13 protein-coding genes are annotated in these 16,510 nt (G+C 76.4%); 8 read left to right on the top strand and 5 right to left on the bottom strand.

The features are described 5' to 3' along the window. Positions 1 to 80 precede the first annotated feature (80 nt). Positions 81 to 590 carry a MarR family winged helix-turn-helix transcriptional regulator gene (locus ABTZ58_RS20165; RefSeq protein ID WP_351358197.1) on the bottom strand — a complete coding sequence of 170 codons (510 nt, stop codon included), beginning with the start codon at positions 588 to 590 and terminating at the stop codon, positions 81 to 83. Positions 591 to 673: 83 nt separating this feature from the next. Between ABTZ58_RS20165 and ABTZ58_RS20160 the strand changes: the two genes are divergently transcribed. The 7 genes from ABTZ58_RS20160 (at position 674) to ABTZ58_RS20130 (ending at position 10,685) form a co-directional block, all read left to right on the top strand. After that, positions 674 to 2,794 carry an MMPL family transporter gene (locus ABTZ58_RS20160; protein WP_351358194.1) on the top strand — a complete coding sequence of 707 codons (2,121 nt, stop codon included), beginning with the start codon at positions 674 to 676 and terminating at the stop codon, positions 2,792 to 2,794. A 100-nt stretch (positions 2,795 to 2,894) separates the two neighbouring features. Further along, positions 2,895 to 4,487: an SDR family oxidoreductase gene (locus ABTZ58_RS20155; RefSeq protein ID WP_351358191.1), complete on the top strand. Its 1,593-nt coding sequence runs from the start codon at positions 2,895 to 2,897 to the stop codon at positions 4,485 to 4,487. A 5-nt stretch (positions 4,488 to 4,492) separates the two neighbouring features. After that, a complete protein-coding gene (locus tag ABTZ58_RS20150) occupies positions 4,493 to 5,866 on the top strand; it encodes a cryptochrome/photolyase family protein (protein ID WP_351358188.1) in 1,374 nt (457 codons plus the stop codon). A gap of 78 nt (positions 5,867 to 5,944) precedes the next feature. Beyond that, a complete protein-coding gene (locus ABTZ58_RS20145; RefSeq protein WP_351358185.1) occupies positions 5,945 to 7,132 on the top strand; it encodes a polyprenyl synthetase family protein in 1,188 nt (395 codons plus the stop codon). Beyond that, the gene (crtI, locus tag ABTZ58_RS20140) at positions 7,129 to 8,700 is read left to right on the top strand and encodes a phytoene desaturase family protein (RefSeq protein WP_351358182.1); all 1,572 of its coding nucleotides are present in this window, start codon (positions 7,129 to 7,131) and stop codon (positions 8,698 to 8,700) included. The genes ABTZ58_RS20145 and crtI overlap by 4 nt, the downstream gene beginning before the upstream one ends. Continuing rightward, the gene (locus ABTZ58_RS20135) at positions 8,687 to 9,685 is read left to right on the top strand and encodes a phytoene/squalene synthase family protein (protein ID WP_351358179.1); all 999 of its coding nucleotides are present in this window, start codon (positions 8,687 to 8,689) and stop codon (positions 9,683 to 9,685) included. Before crtI ends, ABTZ58_RS20135 begins: the two co-directional genes overlap by 14 nt. Next, positions 9,678 to 10,685 carry a Rieske (2Fe-2S) protein gene (locus tag ABTZ58_RS20130; RefSeq protein ID WP_351358176.1) on the top strand — a complete coding sequence of 336 codons (1,008 nt, stop codon included), beginning with the start codon at positions 9,678 to 9,680 and terminating at the stop codon, positions 10,683 to 10,685. The genes ABTZ58_RS20135 and ABTZ58_RS20130 overlap by 8 nt, the downstream gene beginning before the upstream one ends. Before the next feature lie 64 nt (positions 10,686 to 10,749). Here the strand turns inward: ABTZ58_RS20130 and ABTZ58_RS20125 are convergent, their stop codons facing one another. The 4 genes from ABTZ58_RS20125 to ABTZ58_RS20110 all read right to left on the bottom strand — a co-directional run bounded on the left by ABTZ58_RS20125 (position 10,750) and on the right by ABTZ58_RS20110 (position 15,696). Beyond that, complete coding sequence (locus ABTZ58_RS20125) at positions 10,750 to 12,306, bottom strand: FAD-dependent oxidoreductase (RefSeq protein WP_351358173.1); 1,557 nt, start codon at positions 12,304 to 12,306, stop codon at positions 10,750 to 10,752. Continuing rightward, positions 12,303 to 13,034: a class I SAM-dependent methyltransferase gene (locus tag ABTZ58_RS20120; protein ID WP_351358170.1), complete on the bottom strand. Its 732-nt coding sequence runs from the start codon at positions 13,032 to 13,034 to the stop codon at positions 12,303 to 12,305. Before ABTZ58_RS20120 ends, ABTZ58_RS20125 begins: the two co-directional genes overlap by 4 nt. Further along, positions 13,031 to 14,335: a lycopene cyclase family protein gene (locus tag ABTZ58_RS20115; protein WP_351358524.1), complete on the bottom strand. Its 1,305-nt coding sequence runs from the start codon at positions 14,333 to 14,335 to the stop codon at positions 13,031 to 13,033. Before ABTZ58_RS20115 ends, ABTZ58_RS20120 begins: the two co-directional genes overlap by 4 nt. A gap of 242 nt (positions 14,336 to 14,577) precedes the next feature. After that, positions 14,578 to 15,696 carry a MerR family transcriptional regulator gene (locus tag ABTZ58_RS20110; protein ID WP_351358167.1) on the bottom strand — a complete coding sequence of 373 codons (1,119 nt, stop codon included), beginning with the start codon at positions 15,694 to 15,696 and terminating at the stop codon, positions 14,578 to 14,580. A gap of 160 nt (positions 15,697 to 15,856) precedes the next feature. Here ABTZ58_RS20110 and ABTZ58_RS20105 point away from each other — a divergent pair, with 160 nt between their 5' ends. After that, positions 15,857 to 16,465: an RNA polymerase sigma factor gene (locus ABTZ58_RS20105; RefSeq protein ID WP_351358164.1), complete on the top strand. Its 609-nt coding sequence runs from the start codon at positions 15,857 to 15,859 to the stop codon at positions 16,463 to 16,465. Positions 16,466 to 16,510 lie beyond the last annotated feature (45 nt).

The raw sequence follows: 16,510 nt of genomic DNA, 5'->3' as shown, positions 1-16,510 counted from the left end.
GCGACAAGGGGGCCGGGCTCACCAGAGCCCGGCCCCCGGCGCGTGCCCGGCCCCCGGCGCGTGCCCGTCCACCGGCGCCGTCAGTCCGGGCCCCGCCGCAGCAGGGCGAGCTCGGTGTTCATCTCGGTCAGGAACCGGACGACCACCGCCAGTTCCCCGGCGCTGAACCGGCCGCGGGCCGCTTCGGTGCTCCGGGCCAGGGGCCGGAAGTACTCCCTGGCCAGGCCCCGGGCCGCGGCGGCGTAGTGCAGGTGGACCACGCGGCGGTCGCCCGCGTCCCGGACCCGGCGGATGTGCCCGGCCCGTTCCAGCCGGTCGAGGCAGGCGGTCACCGCGCCGGACGTGAGGTTGAGCTGCTTGCGCAGCCGTCCGGGCGTCATGGGCTCGCCCTCCGCCTCGGGATCCGCGTCGGCGTCCAGGATCGCGATCAGCGCCTGCATGTCGGTGAGGTGCAGGCCCTGCGCCTGGGCGAACTCCTGGGCGATGCGGTTGAACTCGCTGGTCATCCGGCGCAGCAGGACGGCGAAGGTCTGCAACCCGATGGGGTCGTCCGCCGGAAGAGATGCCGTGGGCACGCCGGAACCGCTCATCCCCCCACCCTAGTATCTCTCAATGATTGAGATACTTTATGAGTGAGTTAATTTGAGTGTTGCCTTCCAGGTTGGGGATGCGCATGAGTACCGCACCGCGACGGGCCCGGTGGCTCGTCCCGCTCGTCCTGCTGTTCGTGTGGCTGGGGGTGGGCGGGACGCTCGGCCCCTACGCGGGCAGGCTCGGCGAGGTCGCCACCAACGACCAGGCGGCCTTCCTGCCGCGCAGCGCCGAGTCCACCCGCGTCCTCGACGCCCGCGCGGCGTTCGACCGGTCCGAGACCGTGCCGGCCATCGTGGTCTGGACGGCGGACGGACAGCGGCTCACGGCGGACCGGCAGGCCGAGGCCACCCGTGCCGTCGCCGCGCTCGCCGGGCGGCCCGGGGTCGTGGGCCGCCCCTCCCCCGCCCTGCTCTCCGACGACCGGCAGGCGCTGCAGGCCGTCGTCCAGCTGGAGCCCGACCTGGGCGACGAACTGCCCGCCGTCCTCGGCACGGTGCGCGAGGCCGCCCGGGGCGTGCCGGGCACCTCGGCGCGGATCGCCGGTCCGGCGGCCGGCCAGGCCGATCTGTCGGACGCCTTCGCGGGCATCGACGGACTGCTGCTGGGCGTGGCGCTCGGCGCCGTGCTGGTGATCCTGCTGCTGGTCTACCGCAGTGTGCTGCTGCCGTTCCTGATCATCGTGGGGTCCGTCTTCGCCCTGGGCGTCGCCTGTGCCGTGGTCTACGCGCTGGCGGAGCGGGACGTGGTCCGGGTCGACGGGCAGGTGCAGGGCATCCTGTCCATCCTGGTGATCGGCGCCGCCACCGACTACGCCCTGCTGCTGGCCGCGCGCTTCCGGGAGGAACTCGCCGTGCGCGGGGACCGCTTCACAGCGGCGGTGGCCGCGGTGCGCCGGTCGTCCGGGGCGATCACCGCCAGCGCCGCGACCGTGGCCCTCGGGCTGCTGGCCCTGCTCGCGAGCGACCTCACCAACAACCGCGCCCTCGGACCGGTCGGCGCCATCGGCATCGCCTGCGCCGTGCTCACCACGCTGACGTTCCTGCCGGCCGCGCTGGCCCTGCTGGGCCGCACCGCCTACTGGCCGTCCAGGCCGAAGCCGCCGGCGGAGCCGGCCGAGGGCAGCGGGGTGTGGCGGCGGGTCGCGGCGACGGTGGACGGCCGGCCCCGGCGGACCTGGGTGGTGACGGCCCTCGTGCTGGCCGCCTGCGCGGCGTTCGCGCCCTCCCTGTCCTCCCGGGGCGTGCCGCTGGACGAGATCTTCGTCGACGACGCGCCCTCGGTCGCCGCGCAGCGCACGCTCGGGGAGCACTTTCCCGGCGGCTCCGGCAACCCGGCCGTCATCATCGCCGACGCCGACCGCACCGCCGAGGTGACGGCCGCCGCCCGCGCCACCGAGGGCGTGGCGTCCGCCGGTGCCGTCTCCGCCTCCGGACGGCCCGGTGCCGGCAAGCCTCTCGTGGTGGACGGGCGGGTGCGCATCGACGCCACCCTGGAGGCCGCCGCCGACAGCGACGCGGCCAAGGCCACGGTCGAGCGGCTGCGCACCCGGGTGCACGCGGTCCCCGGGGCCGACGCGCTGGTCGGCGGCTACACGGCGCAGCAGTACGACACCCAGCGGACCGCCGCCCGGGACCGGACGGTCATCGTGCCGATCGTGCTCGCCGTCATCCTGCTGATCCTGATGGCGCTGCTGCGCTCCCTGCTCGTGCCGGTGCTGCTGGTCGCGACCGTCGGGCTCAACTTCCTGGCGACGCTCGGGGTCTCGGCGCTCGTCTTCGAGCATCTGCTCGGCTTCAGCGGCACGGACGCGTCGGTGCCGCTGTACGGCTTCGTGTTCCTGGTGGCGCTGGGCGTCGACTACAACATCTTCCTGATGTCCCGGGTGCGGGAGGAGGCGCTCGCGCACGGCGACCGGCGGGGCGTGCTGCGCGGGCTGACCACCACCGGCGGTGTCATCACCTCGGCGGGCGTGGTGCTCGCCGCGACGTTCGCGGCCCTGCTGGTGATCCCCCTGGCGTTCCTGGTGCAGATCGCGTTCATCGTCGCCTTCGGGGTGCTGCTGGACACGCTGGTGGTGCGTTCGCTGCTGGTGCCCGCGCTGGTGATCGACGTCGGGTCGCGCGCCTGGTGGCCGAGCGTCCTGGCCCGGCGGGGCGCGGCGGTGCGGCGGGCGGCCGGGGCCGATGCTCCGTCCGGCTGAACGGCCGCGGGCACCGTGCCGTGCATCCGCCGCGGAGGCCCGTGGCGAAGTCTCCTGTAGGGGCCGGCCGTGAGCGCGGCCGGAGACGGGAGGCTGGAGCATGACGGAGGACGGGCGGCGGCTGCACTGCCTCGTCACCGGGGCGTCCGGGTACATCGGCGGGCGCCTGGTGCCGGAGCTGCTCCAGGCCGGGCACCGCGTCCGGTGCCTGGCCCGGTCACCGGGCAAACTCCGCGACCACCCCTGGGCGCGCGACGCCGAGACGGTCCGGGGTGACGTCACGGACCCGGCGTCGGTCGCCGCCGCGATGCGCGGGATCGACGTCGCCTACTACCTGGTGCACGCCCTCACCTCGGGCGCCGGGTTCGAGGAGACCGACCGGCGGGCCGCCCGCGTCTTCGCCGAGCAGGCGCGGCTCGCCGGGGTGAAGCGGATCGTGTACCTCGGCGGGCTCACCCCGCGGCGCGTGCCCGAGGAGTCCCTCTCGCCGCACCTGCGGTCGCGGGCGGAGGTGGGGGAGATCTTCCTCGCCTCTCCCGTGCCCGCCACGGTGCTGCGGGCGGCCGTCGTCATCGGCTCGGGCTCGGCGTCCTTCGAGATGCTGCGCTACCTCACCGAGCGCCTGCCCGTCATGGTCACCCCCAGCTGGGTGCACACCCGCACCCAGCCCATCGGCGTCCGGGACGTGCTGCGCTACCTCGTCGGCTCGGCGACCATGCCCGACGACGTCGACCGGGCCTTCGACATCGGCGGTCCCGACATCCTCACCTACCGGGACATGATGCTCCGGTACGCCGCCGTCGCCGGGCTGCGACGGCGGTTCATCGTGCCGGTCCCCATCCTCACCCCCCGGCTCTCCAGCCACTGGGTCGGCCTGGTCACGCCGGTGCCCGCCGCCCTCGCCCGGCCGCTGACCGAGTCGCTGCGCCACGAGGTCGTCTGCCACGAGCACGACATCGCCCGGTACGTGCCCGACGGCCCGGGCCGGCCGCTGCCGTTCGACGAGGCGCTGGCCCTGGCGCTGCGCAGGGTGCGCCAGGCGCAGGTCGCCACGCGCTGGTCCTCCGCCTCGGTGCCCGGCGCCCCCAGCGACCCGCTGCCCACGGACCCGGACTGGGCGGGCGGCAGCCTCTACCAGGACGAGCGGGAGCGTCCCGTAGCGGCGTCCCGGGAGGCGCTGTGGCGGGTGATCGAGGGCATCGGGGGCGAGAACGGCTGGTACTCCTCACCCCTGGCCTGGGCGCTCCGGGGCTGGCTCGACCGGTTCGCCGGCGGGGTCGGGCTGCGCCGGGGGCGGCGGGACACCGAGCGCCTGCGGGTCGGCGACTCGCTGGACTTCTGGCGCGTGGAGGAGATCGAGCCCGGCCGTCTGCTGCGGCTGCGCGCCGAGATGCGGCTGCCCGGCCTGGCCTGGCTGGAGATGTGCGCCGAGACCGGCGACCGGGGCGGCACCGTCTACCGGCAGCGTGCCCTGTTCCACCCGCGCGGGCTGCTGGGCCACGCCTACTGGTGGAGCGTCGCCCCGTTCCACTCCGTGGTCTTCGGCGGCATGGCCCGCAACATCGCCCGGGCCGCCGCGGGCGGCCCGGGCGGGGGCCGTACCGCCGCGCACGCCCCGCGCGTCCGGCGGGCCCTCGCCGGGCGGGGAGCCCGGCGGCGCCGGACGCCCTCCGCACCACCGCACCAGGAGTGACACCCATGACCGTCGCGGTCGTCCTGTTCACCGCGGACCTGCGTCTGCACGACCATCCGCCGCTGTGTGCCGCACTGCGGGCGGCGGACGAGGTGGTGCCGCTGTTCGTCCGCGACCCCGCCGTCCACGCGGCCGGTTTCGACGCGCCGAACCGGGCCGCCTTCCTGGCCGACTGCCTGGCCGACCTGGACTCCTCGCTGCGCCGCCGCGGCGGGCGGCTGGTCGTGCGCTCGGGCCCGGTCGCCCGGGAGGTCCGCGCGGTCGCCGCCGCCTGCGGCGCCACGGAGGTGCACCTGGCCGCGGGCGTCTCCGGCCACGCCCAGCGGCGCGAGGAGCGGCTGCGCCGGGCACTCGGCGCCGACGGGGTGCGGCTGCGCGTGCACGACGCGGTGGTGACCGCCGTCGCGCCGGGTGCCGTGGCCCCGGCGGCCTCCGACCACTTCGCCGTTTTCACCCCCTACTTCCGCCGCTGGTCCGGGCAGGCGCTGCGCCGGCCCCTGCCCGCGCCGGGCGCCGTGCGCGTCCCCGCGGACGTACGCGGTGAGGAGCCGCCGTCCCGCGCCGGGACGGCGGGCCTGTCGCCGGAGATTCCCGAGGGCGGGGAGACGGCGGGGCGGGCCCGGTTCGCACGGTGGGCCCGCACGGACCTGTCCCGCTACGCGGAACGGCACGACGACCTGGCCGGGGACGCGACCTCGCGCCTGTCCCCCTACCTCCACTTCGGGGCGCTGTCGCCGGTGGAGCTGATCCACCGGGCCCGTGCGCTGGGCGGCGCCGGGGCCGAGGCGTTCGAACGCCAGCTGTGCTGGCGCGACTTCCACCACCAGGTCCTCGCCGCCCGGCCCGACGCGTCGGTCCGGGACTACCGCACCCGGCACGACCGGTGGCGCGGCGAGGAGGAGGCGGCCGGGGACATCGCCGCGTGGCGGGAGGGCCGTACCGGCTACCCGGTGGTCGACGCGGGCATGCGGCAACTGCGCACCGAGGGCTGGATGCACAACCGCGCCCGGCTGCTGACGGCGAGCTTCCTGACCAAGACGCTGTACGTGGACTGGCGGATCGGCGCCCGGCACTTCCTGGACCTGCTGGTGGACGGCGACATCGTCAACAACCAGCTGAACTGGCAGTGGGTCGCCGGCACCGGCACCGACTCCCGCCCGCACCGCGTCCTCAACCCGGTGCGCCAGGGCAGGCGTTACGACCCGGACGGCACGTACGTACGGCGCTGGGTGCCGGAACTGGCGGACGTCGGCGCCGGCGCGGTGCACGAACCCTGGCTGCTCCCGGCGGAGCGACGCGCGGTTCTGGGATACCCGGAGCCGGTCGTCGGCCTCGGGGACGGACTGGCCCGTTTCCGGCACGCCCGCGGGCGCGGATGAGAACCGGCCGGCGCATCCACGGCACGGCCGCCGCCGGAAGCACTGCTGTGCGAATGATCGGACGAGAAGGGGTTGCGCATGCCTGGACCGCGGCCGACGGTGGCCGGACCGGCGGAAGGAGACGACGCGACGCTGACCGCCCCCTGGGCCACGAGCGCCGTGGAGACCGTCCTGGAGCACGTGCTCGACGCGCGGCTGCGCCAGGCCCGTGGCGTCGACACGGTGTTCGCCCGCGACATGGCCGAGCGCGTCGCCACCTTCGCCCTGCGGGGCGGCAAGCGGCTGCGGACGGCGTTCGCCTGGTGCGGCTGGCGGGCCGCGGGCGGCTCCGGTGACGCCACGGCGGTGCTGCGCACGGGAGCGGCCCTCGAACTGCTCCAGGCCTGCGCCCTCGTCCACGACGACGTGATGGACGGATCGCCCGTCCGCCGGGGAGGCCCGGCGCTGCACGTGGAGTTCGCCGGGCGGCACCCGGCCGGGCCCGGCACGACGCCGGACGCGCCGGAGACGGTGACCGCCGGGTCGTTCGGCGCGTCGGCCGCCGGGTCGTTCGGCGCGTCGGCCGCCGTGCTCGCGGGCGATCTGGCGCTGGCGTGGGCGGACGACCTGCTGACCGAGACGGCGCTCGGGTCGCCGCACGGCGCCCGGCTGCACCAGGAGTGGCGGGCGATGCGCACCGAGATGGTCGCCGGGCAGTACCGCGACCTGCGCGCCCAGGCGAGCGGGGCCTCCGGGGACGAGGAGGCGCTGGCCATCGCCGCCCTCAAGAGCGCCCGCTACACGGTGGCACGGCCCCTCGCCCTGGGCGCGGCCCTGGCCGGTGCCGACACCCGCACGACGGAGACACTGCGGTCCGCCGGCCACTGCGCGGGGCTGGCCTTCCAGCTGCGCGACGATCTCCTCGGCGCCTTCGGCGACCCGGCGCTGACCGGGAAGCCGGCCGACGACGACCTGCGCTCCCGCAAGCTCACCCCGCTGCTCGCCGCCGCCGTCCGCCTCGCCGGCGCCACCGGCGACCGCGAGGCCGAGCGCGTGCTCGCCCCGGGTGCGCACGACCGCCCGGAGCACATCGTGCGGAAGATGCGGACGGCGCTGGAGCGGACGGGCGCCCGGGCCGAGGTGGAGGCCAGGACCGCGGAGCTGGCGGCCGCCGCCCTGCGGCACTTCGAGGCGACCGGCGCGGAAGCCGGCGTCCGCCGGGAGTTCGCCGCCCTGGTGGAGCGGGCCGCGGGCATCGCCCCGCGCCCCGCCGGGGAGCTCGTATGAGGACGGTGACCGGGCCGACCGACCACGTCGTGGTGGTGGGCGCCGGCCTGTCCGGACTGGCGTGTGCCCTGCATCTGCTGGGCGCCGGGCGCCGGGTCACCCTCGTCGAACGGGACGCGGGTCCCGGCGGCCGGGCCGGCCGGCTGCGGCTCGGCGACTACCTGGTGGACACCGGGCCCACCGTGCTGACGATGCCGCACCTGGCCGACGAGGCGTTCGCGGCCGTCGGCGACAGCCTGGCCCGCCGCGTCGAGCTGGTGCCCCTGCACCCGGCCTACCGCGCCGGCTTCGCGGACGGGACCGCGCTGGACGTGCACACCGACGGCGAGGCCATGGAGTCGGAGGTGCGGCGCTTCGCCGGGCCGGCCGAGGCGGCGGGCTACCGCAGGCTGCGGCACTGGCTGGAGCGGCTCTACCGGGCGCAGATGCGCCGGTTCATCGACACCAACTTCGACTCGCCGTTCCAGCTCGCGCACCCGGACCTGGCCCGGCTCGCGGCGCTCGGCGGCTTCGGGCGGCTGGACGGCCGCATCGGCCGCTTCCTGTCCGACGACCGTCTGCGCCGGGTCTTCTCCTTCCAGGCCCTGTACGCCGGAGTCGCCCCGGCCCGGGCGCTGGCGGCCTACGCGGTGATCGCCTACATGGACACCGTGGCCGGCGTCTTCTTCCCCAAGGGCGGCATGCACGCGCTGCCGCGCGCGATGGCCGACGCGGCGGCCGGCGCCGGTGCCGAGCTGCGCTGGTCGGCCGAGGTGAGCGCGCTGGAACGCTCGGCGGGCCGGGTGCGGGCCGTGCGCCTGGCCTCGGGTGAGCGCATCGCGTGCGACGCGGTGGTGCTCACCTGTGAACTGTCCACCGCGCACCGGCTCGTGGGCCGGGCCCCGGTGCGCCCGGTGCCGCTGCGGCACTCGCCGTCCGCGGTGATCCTGCACGCGGGCACCGACCGGACCTGGTCTCACCTCGCCCACCACACGCTGTCGTTCGGCGCCGCCTGGGAGCGGACCTTCGACGAACTGACCCGCTCGGGGACGCTGATGAGCGACCCGTCGCTGCTGATCACCCGCCCGACGGCACACGACGCCTCCCTGGCGCCGCCGGGCCGCCACCTCCACTACGTCCTGGCGCCCTGCCCCAACACGGCCGTCGGCCCCTCCGCCGACGCCTGGCGGGAGCTGGGCCCGCGCTACCGCGACAGCCTGGTCGCCGAACTGGAGCGGCGCGGCCTGGACGGGTTCGGGGACAGCGTCGAGGAGGAGGCCCTGGTGACCCCGCTCGATTGGACGGCCCAGGGCCACGCGGCGGGCACGCCGTTCTCCGTCTCCCACACCTTCGCCCAGACCGGCCCGTTCCGGCCGCGCAACCTCGTGCGCGGGCTGGACAACGTCGTGCTGGCCGGTTGTGGGACCACGCCCGGCGTGGGCGTACCGACCGTGCTGATCAGCGGGAAACTCGCCGCCGCCCGCGTCACCGGTGTCCCCGGACGGCCCGCCCGGACGACCCGGGCGGCCCGTGCCGCGGACCCCCTCCCGACCGCCCCGAGCAGCGCAGGTGCCCATGACCCGTCGTGAACTGGACGCCGCCGGGATCACCGGCCCCCGCCTGCGCGCCGCCTACACGCGGTGCCGGCGGCTCAACGCCCGGCACGGCCGGACGTACTTCCTGGCCACGCGGTTGCTGCCGCTGGAACGCCGCTCGGCCGTGCACGCGCTGTACGGCTTCGCCCGCTGGGCCGACGACATCGTCGACGACCTGGACCACAACAGCACCCCCGACGAGCGCGACCTGCTGCTGAAGCGGCTGGAGGGCGACCTCGCCCACGCGCTGCGCACCGGCGGCGGCACGGAACCGGTCGTGCGGGCCGTGGCCGACACCGCCGACCGCTACGGCATCGACGTCGCGCTGTTCGCCGACTTCCTGGCCTCCATGCGGGCCGACCTGACCGTCACGGACTACCCGACCTACGCCGACCTGCGGGCCTACATGCACGGCTCGGCCGCGGTGATCGGCCTGCAGATGCTGCCCGTCCTCGGCACGGTCGTGCCGCGCGAGGAGGCCGCACCGCACGCGGCGGCCCTCGGCGTGGCGTTCCAGCTGACCAACTTCCTGCGGGACGTGGGCGAGGACCTGGACCGGGGCCGGGTCTATCTGCCCGCCGACCTGCTCGCCGCGCACGGGGTCGACCGGGCCCTTCTGGAGTGGAGCAGGCGCAGCGGGCGCCCCGATCCGCGGATCCGGGCGGCGCTCGTCGCGGCCGAGGACCTGACCAGGGACGTGTACCGGACGGCGGAGCCGGGCATCGCCATGCTCGACCCGCGGGTACGGCCCTGTATCCGCGCCGCGTTCACGCTGTACGGCGGCATCCTCGACGCGATCGCGCGGCAGGACTACACCGTGCTGCACCGCCGCGCGGTGGTGCCCCGCCGCCGGCGGGCGGCCACCGCCGCGGCCGGTGTCCTGCGGGTGGCCGGCGCGCGGTGGCGCGCCCGGCTGCCGCACGCGGCGCCCGTGCCGGGCTTCACGCTGCCGGAAGGGAAGGAGACGGGCCGTGGCTGACCGACGCGGGAAGACACGCTGGACCTCACCGCTGCGGCGGCGCCGCGGCCCCGGCTGGGCGGAGCAGGCGCCGACCTGGCGCGCGGCCCGCCCGGCGCTGATCGCCGGCGCGCTCGAGCGGGCCTCCGCCCGGCCCTCCGGCAACTGGTTCGTGGTGGGCGCCTCCCGGGACGTGCGCCCGGGAGGCGGCCCGTACGGCAGGACCGTCGGCGGGGTGGAGGTGGTGCTGTGGCGTTCGCCGGAGGGTGAGCTGCGCGGCGGCTCCGGTGTCTGCCCGCACCTGGGGGCCCCGTTGCGGAAGAGCCGGGTGGTGTGCGGCACGCTGGTGTGCCACTGGCACGGACTGGCCCTGGACGGCTCCCCGTTCGCGGGCTGGCAGCCGTACCCGGTGCACGACGACGGGGTGCTGGTGTGGGTGCGGCTGGACGCGGTCGGCGGTGAGGAGCCGACGGAGCTGCCCGTGGTTCCGGCGCGGCCCGCGGCGGGCAGCGGGGTGGACGCGGTGTTCTCCGCGTCCGGGCGGTGCGAGCCGCAGGACGTGGTGGCCAACCGGCTCGACCCGTGGCACGGCTCCTGGTTCCACCCGTACTCGTTCGTCGACCTGAGGGTCGCCCGGGAGCCGCGGGGCGAGGAGGACGACGCCTTCGCCGTGGACGTCTCCTTCCGCGTGGCGGGCCGTCTGGTCGTGCCGGTGCGGGCGGAGTTCACCGCGCCGGAGCCGCGCACGGTCGTCATGCGCATCGTCGACGGCGAGGGCGCCACGTCCGTGGTGGAGACCCATGCCACGCCGCTGACCGCCGAGGGCGACCCGCGCCCGCGCACGGCGGTGATCGAGGCGGTGGTCGCCGCCTCGGACCGCCGCGGCTTCGCGCTGGCCCGGGCCGCCGCGCCCGTCCTGCGCCCCCTGATGCGGCGCACCGCCGGGCGCCTGTGGCGTGACGACCTGGCCTACGCCGAGCGGCGCTGGGCACTGCGCAGCACCGGGCGCTTCCCCGGATGATCCGGCGTACCCGGGCCGGACGGGCCTGCGGGGGGGGCGCCCCGGGCCCGTCCGGCGGTTCGGGTCAGCGGGCCGGGCGTCCCGCGAGCGCGTTGAGGGCCCGCAGCACCGGGGAACGGCCCGCCCGGGGCACGGTCCACAGCACCTGGCCGCGCACGCCCCACCCGGCGAGCAGGGCGTTGGAGGCCAGGAACCCGGTGGTGGCGGCACGTTCCATCAGGGCCACGGGCAGGTCGCAGCGGATCCCGTCGCCGGCCAGTGTCAGCCAGGGGTGCGGGGAGCGCACGGTGGGCCTGCTCCCGTGGGTGCCGGCCCGGAACAGCGGACAGTCCTCGCGCCACTCGTGCCGGGCGTCGACGACACGCGCCTGACGGGTCTCCGGGTACACCCGCCGCAGTTGCCCGAGCAGGTCGTCCTGCACGGTCTGCGGGTCCGCGCCGGCGGCGACGGCGTAGGCGTGCAGTTCCACGACCGAACCACCGTTCTTCTCGGCCCAGCGGGCGGCCTCGCCCTCGTAGCGGTCCAGGACGCTGATGTTGTCCAGGCCGCCGTAGCCGCTGGTACCGAGGAAGCCGGGGCGGTCGGCGTGGACCGGCCGGTCGAGCCAGTACCGGGAGACGAGGAACGGCGGGGCGGTGCGCAGGGCGGCGACGTCCTCGCGCCAGGGGCCGGTGCCCAGGCCCGGCGAGGCGGCGACGAGCTGCCGCAGTCCCACGGTGTCGAGGGCGAGCACCACCGCGTCGTACCGGTCGGCGCCGGTGCCGCTGCGCACCTCCGCTCCGCCGCTGCCGGCCGGGTCCACGCCGTGGACGGGGGTGCCGGTGCGCAGGTCGGTGCCCAGGCGCCGGAGGTACTCCCCGAGCGGCTCCCACAGGGCCTGCGGGAAGGGCTCGTCCGGCACGTCGAAGAGGAGCCCTTCCGCCGAGCCCAGGAAGTAGATGTGGAACATCAGCATCAGCTCGGCGGCGGACAGTTCGCGCGGGTCGGCGAAGAAGCTGCGCGAGAACACCTCGAAGGCCAGGTGGTGCGCGGCCTCGGGGAAGTGGACGCGGTCGAGGAAGGCGGTCGCGCCGACCCCGTCGAAGCGCTCGTACACCTCCGGCACGCGCACGTCCAGCAGCGGCAGCGCCGCCCGGGCGTCCATCGCGGCCAGGTCGCGCAGGCCGAAGGTGGGGCTGAGCGCGACGAAGCCGAGGGCGCTCAGGGGCGGGGTGCGCGGGACGCGGGCGAAGCTGTCGGTCAGTCCGCCGCTGTGCCGCAGGGGGTAGTCGGGCAGCGGGGTGAGGCGGTCGAGGTCGGGGTCGGTGCGCCGCAGCAGGCCGCGCAGGTTGTAGTACTGGCGGAAGAAGGCGTGGAAGCCGCGGCTCATGGTGGCCTCGGAGCCGTCGGCCAGCCGGGTCCGGTGACCGGCGAGGCGGCCGCCCAGGGACTCCTCGCGTTCGTAGAGGGTGACCCGGGCGCCGCGTTCGGCCAGTCCGGTGGCGGCGGCGAGACCGGCGATCCCGCCGCCGACCACGGCGACCGACGGCGCGTCGGCGGGGTCGAACCGGTCGCGCCCGGGCGCGGGCATCAGCACCTCGGCCTTGCGGTCCCGGCCGCGGCGGGCGGCGGCGGGCGTCATCGGGCGGCCTCCTCTGCCACGGCCGGGGCGGTGCGGGCGACGAAGGTGTGGGTGATGCCGGTCTGCCAGCCGGCCAGGGGCAGGGCGCGCGCATGGGTGAACCCGGCGCGGGTCAGCCGGGCGGTGAAGGCGGGCGCGGTGTCGAAGGCGAGGACGCTGCGGTACAGGTGCCGGTACAGGGCACGGTCGCCGGTGAGCGTGCCCGCCGGGACGATCACCGCCCCGCACACGGCCGTCCACAGGGCCCGGTGCGCCGGCGAGCCGCCGAGGCTGTACTCGTGGACGGCCAGGCGCCCGCCCGGCCGCAGCAGACCCCGCACCGAGCGCAGCACCACGTCCGGGTCGGAGACGTTGCGGAACAGGTAGGCGGCGAAGACCGCGTCGAACGGGCCTTCCTCCGCCGTCGTCAGCTCCTCGGCGCTCAGGTGCAGGAAGCGCACCTGAGGGGGCCACGGTTTGGCCAGGGCTCGCCGCAGCATGCCGGCGGAGGCGTCGACGGCGGTGATCCGCGCCCGGGGCGCGGCCCGCAGCAGGGCCCGGGTGGAGGCGCCGGTGCCGCACCCGAGGTCCAGGACGTGCAGCCCGGCCCCGTCCCGGGGCAGCCGCAGCCGGCGGGCCGAGCGGAGCAGGTCGGTGCGGTAGCCGGGGCTGAGGGCGGTGAGCCGGTCGTAGGTGTGGGACGCGTGGTCGAAGGCGCGTGCCAGGTCGTGGTCGCGCAGCAGGGTCATCGGGGGCTCTCTCCGGTTCCTGGGGCGGGGTGGGGTCGGCTTCGGGGGGCGGGGTGGGTTCGGCTTCCGGGGCTTCCGGGGGCGGGGTGGGTCCGGCGGGGCAGGAAGGGCAGTTCGGCCGCGGTGCGGAGCATCGGGCCCACCGGGGTTCGCAGTCCGATGCCCCACTCCTCCCGCAACGAGGTGGTGCCGTCGAGGAAGCGCAGCAGGCGGTGCGTCGGTGTCCGGCGGAACAGGCCGGTGAAGAACGCGGGGCCGTCGACGCGCCCGGTGTCCAGGGCCCGCAGCAGCACCGCGTCCATGGCGAGCGCCCGGCGTCCGTGCGGGGGTGGCACGGTGCCGCGGCCGTCGCGCAGGGCGGCGGCGATGGCCCGGCTGTGCCGCTGTGCGGGGGCGAAGGTGTAGCCGGTGGCGGGGCGGGTCGCGCCGCCCGCGGTCCCGATCCGGAAGACGGCCTTGCCGGCCCGCCGGGGGAAGCGCGCGTCGGTCATGGGGATGACGCCCTGTTCCGCCGCCTCCACGCCGAACGCGCCGAGAGCGAGCACCTCGCGGGCGTAGTGCCCGAGGGCGGCCTCGTACGCCTCGGTGGTCAGCGGTGTCCGGGAGAACTCGGTGTACTCCACGAGCGCCCGGTCGGGAGCGAGCGGGAGGACGTAGCCGAAGGCGAGGCCGTGCCGGGGCTGGGGCACGCGGAAGTCCATGAGGTCGGCGACCCCGGTCTCGAACCGGTCGGCGGCGGTACGGACGAACCAGCCGCGGAAGTGCTGCAGCAGCTGTGTCCTGGCCGGGGGGAGGGCGGGCAGGGGCCGCGAGTCGAACACGTGGCGGGCGCGCAGGGTCAGGGTCCGGCCGTCGGGGTCCGTGCAGCGCACCTCGGCGCCACCGGGTACGTCGCGCACGGTGTCCGCCGTCGCCCGCAGCAGCCGTCCGCCGGGCGCCTGCGCGAGCCGCGCGTGCACCAGCCGTTCGAACGCCGTGGAGCGCACCATGCGGTAGCGCGCCGGGGCCGGGTCGAGGGTGAGCGCGTCGCCGTCGGGGCCGTGCACGCGCAGGAGGGGCCAGGTGGCGGTGACGGCCTCCTCGAAGTCGCCGGGGCCCTCGTCCCAGTAGCACCAGGTCCGTTCCGCCGGCCGGAGGGGGCCGTCCGGCGGTTCGACCACGGTGACGGTCGTGTCGCCGGTCCCGGTCAAACGGTGCGCGAGACCGAGACCGGCGGCGCCGCCCCCGACGACCACCACGTCCGAGGTGAGGTCCCCGTCCGAGGTGAGGTCCTCGTCCGAGCTGTCGTCGGCGGCGCGGATCACCGGGCCCCTCGCTGTGCGCCGACCGCGGCCCGCGCGCCGATCACGTCCACTCTCCGCTCCCACCACCGGGCCGACGACACCACTGCGCTCCGCTTCGCTCCTTCACCGCTTCGGGCCGGGGGGCGGGGCTGGATGCACCGGCACCGTGCCGCAGCCCGCGCCGCCGCTCGCGCCCGGCACTCCGCATCGCGGCTCGGCACCGTCGCCTCCGTCACCACCTCCGCACCACCGCCTCCGCACTACCGCGACACGACCGACTCCAGGACCGCGACCGCTTCGGCCAGGCCCGTCGGACGCGGCAGCCCCGGCACCGCCCGGCCGCCGGACCAGCCGGGCCCGATCGTCAGGACGACCGGCTTGCGACGGGCACCGCGCACCCCCCATTCCATCGCGGCGACATGCTGCGCGAGCGGACGACTTGCCGTGCCGCGTGACTGCGCCCACAGCGCCACCGCGGCCGGTCCCGTCCTGCGGACGGCCGTGACGAGCGACTCCACGGGCAGGGCCGCGCCGAACATCCGCACCGGCAGCCCCCGTTCGGCCAGCGCCGCGGCCAGCACCTCCAGCGGAAGCGTGTGGCTCTCCCCCGGGACGCACGCGAGCACCGTGAGGGCGCCGGGGCGGTCGGCGACCGGGACGGGGGCGCTGCGCCGCAGGGCGCCGGAGACGTGCCAGGACAGGAAGTGCTCGACCTCGACGTACTTCTCGCCGGAGCTCTCCCACTTGCGGCCGACGGCCTGGAGCGTCGGCATGATCACCTCCGTCCAGGCGGTGACCAGCCCGTGCTCGTCGATCGCGGCCTGGAGCAGTTGATCCAGCGCGGCGGCGTCGAGGCGCAGGGCGGCACGGGCGATGCCCTTGCACTCCTGGCGCACGTCGCCCAGCCGCAGCCCGCTGCCGGCCCGGCTCCCGGACCCGCCACGGCCCCGGCCGGCGGCCGTGGCGCGCGGGCCCGCCTGCGCCGAAGCCCTCGCGGGGCGTCCGCCCGGGCTCCCTTCCGGGCCCCTTGCCATGGGTGCTTCCGGACCCGCCTCCACACCCGCTTCGGGGCCCGCTGGAGCCTCCGGGTCCGCCTCCCGCCGTACATCGCCCCGCACCATGCGCGCCGCTTCGGCGGGCGGTATCCCGGTAGCCGTCAGGGCGCACATCCGCTCAAGGCGTGCCACGTCCCCGGCGGTCCACCGCCGGTGCCGCCCGCCGGTGTGCGCGTCGGGGCCGAGCCCGTAGCGGCGGTCCCAGGTGCGGACTGTGGTCGGCGCCACCCCCAGCCGCCTGGCCACCTCCCCGGTGGTCAGACCGCCGCCGACCTGTGCGGCGTCCGCCGGCACGCCCTCTCCACGCCGTCCCTGTGCAGCCATACCACCCACTGTACGACGCACAAACGACGCACGTTGTCCTGCGTCGTTTGTGCGCCGAACACTGGCGTCGAGCGCAGGGTCGCCGCTTCCCACAGCGCGACCGGTGCGGTTCGGCGGACGGCCTCCCGTCCGCACGACGCCCGGCAGGAGGAACCAGGCCATGACCACCCACACACGACTGACGGACCTGGCACCGCTCACCGAGGAGACCCGCTACGAGGAGGAACTGGCCCGGGGCCTCCTCGCCGCCGACGAGGAGGCGTTCGCCGCGATCTACCGCCGCTGGGGCTCGCTCGTCCACACCATGGCCACCCGGCTGCTCGGCGACACCCACGAGGCGGAGGACGTCACCCAGCAGGTCTTCATCGGCGCCTGGCGCGGCCGGGCCGGCTTCCGCCCGGAACGAGGACCGCTCGGCGCCTGGCTGGTCGGCATCACCCGCCGCAAGATCGTCGACGCGCTGGCGGCCAGGACCAGGCGCCTGACGCTCATCGACTCGGCGGCCCACCGGACCGACCCCGACGCGGGGCACGGCGCCACCGCACCGGACCGCGTCCTGGACCGGGTGCTGCTCGTCGACGCCCTGTCCCGTCTGCCGCGCCCCCAGCGGGAGGTGCTCTGCATGGCGTTCTACGAGGACCTGACGCAGGCACAGATCGCGGACCGGACCGGCCTGCCCCTGGGCACGGTCAAGAGCCACGCCCGCCGCGGCCTGCACCGCCTGCGCGTGGTGATCGAGCAGTCCGCGGCGCCCGGCCCGGGCGCGTGAGAAACGGCACACGAGCCCGCCCGGCCGCGCATCCAAGGCGGCCAC

Origin of the sequence: Streptomyces sp. NPDC094143 (assembly GCF_040303825.1) — a bacterium.
In the GTDB taxonomy this organism is placed as follows: Bacteria; Actinomycetota; Actinomycetes; order Streptomycetales; family Streptomycetaceae; genus Streptomyces.
This window is presented reverse-complemented; position numbering and strand designations above follow the sequence as displayed.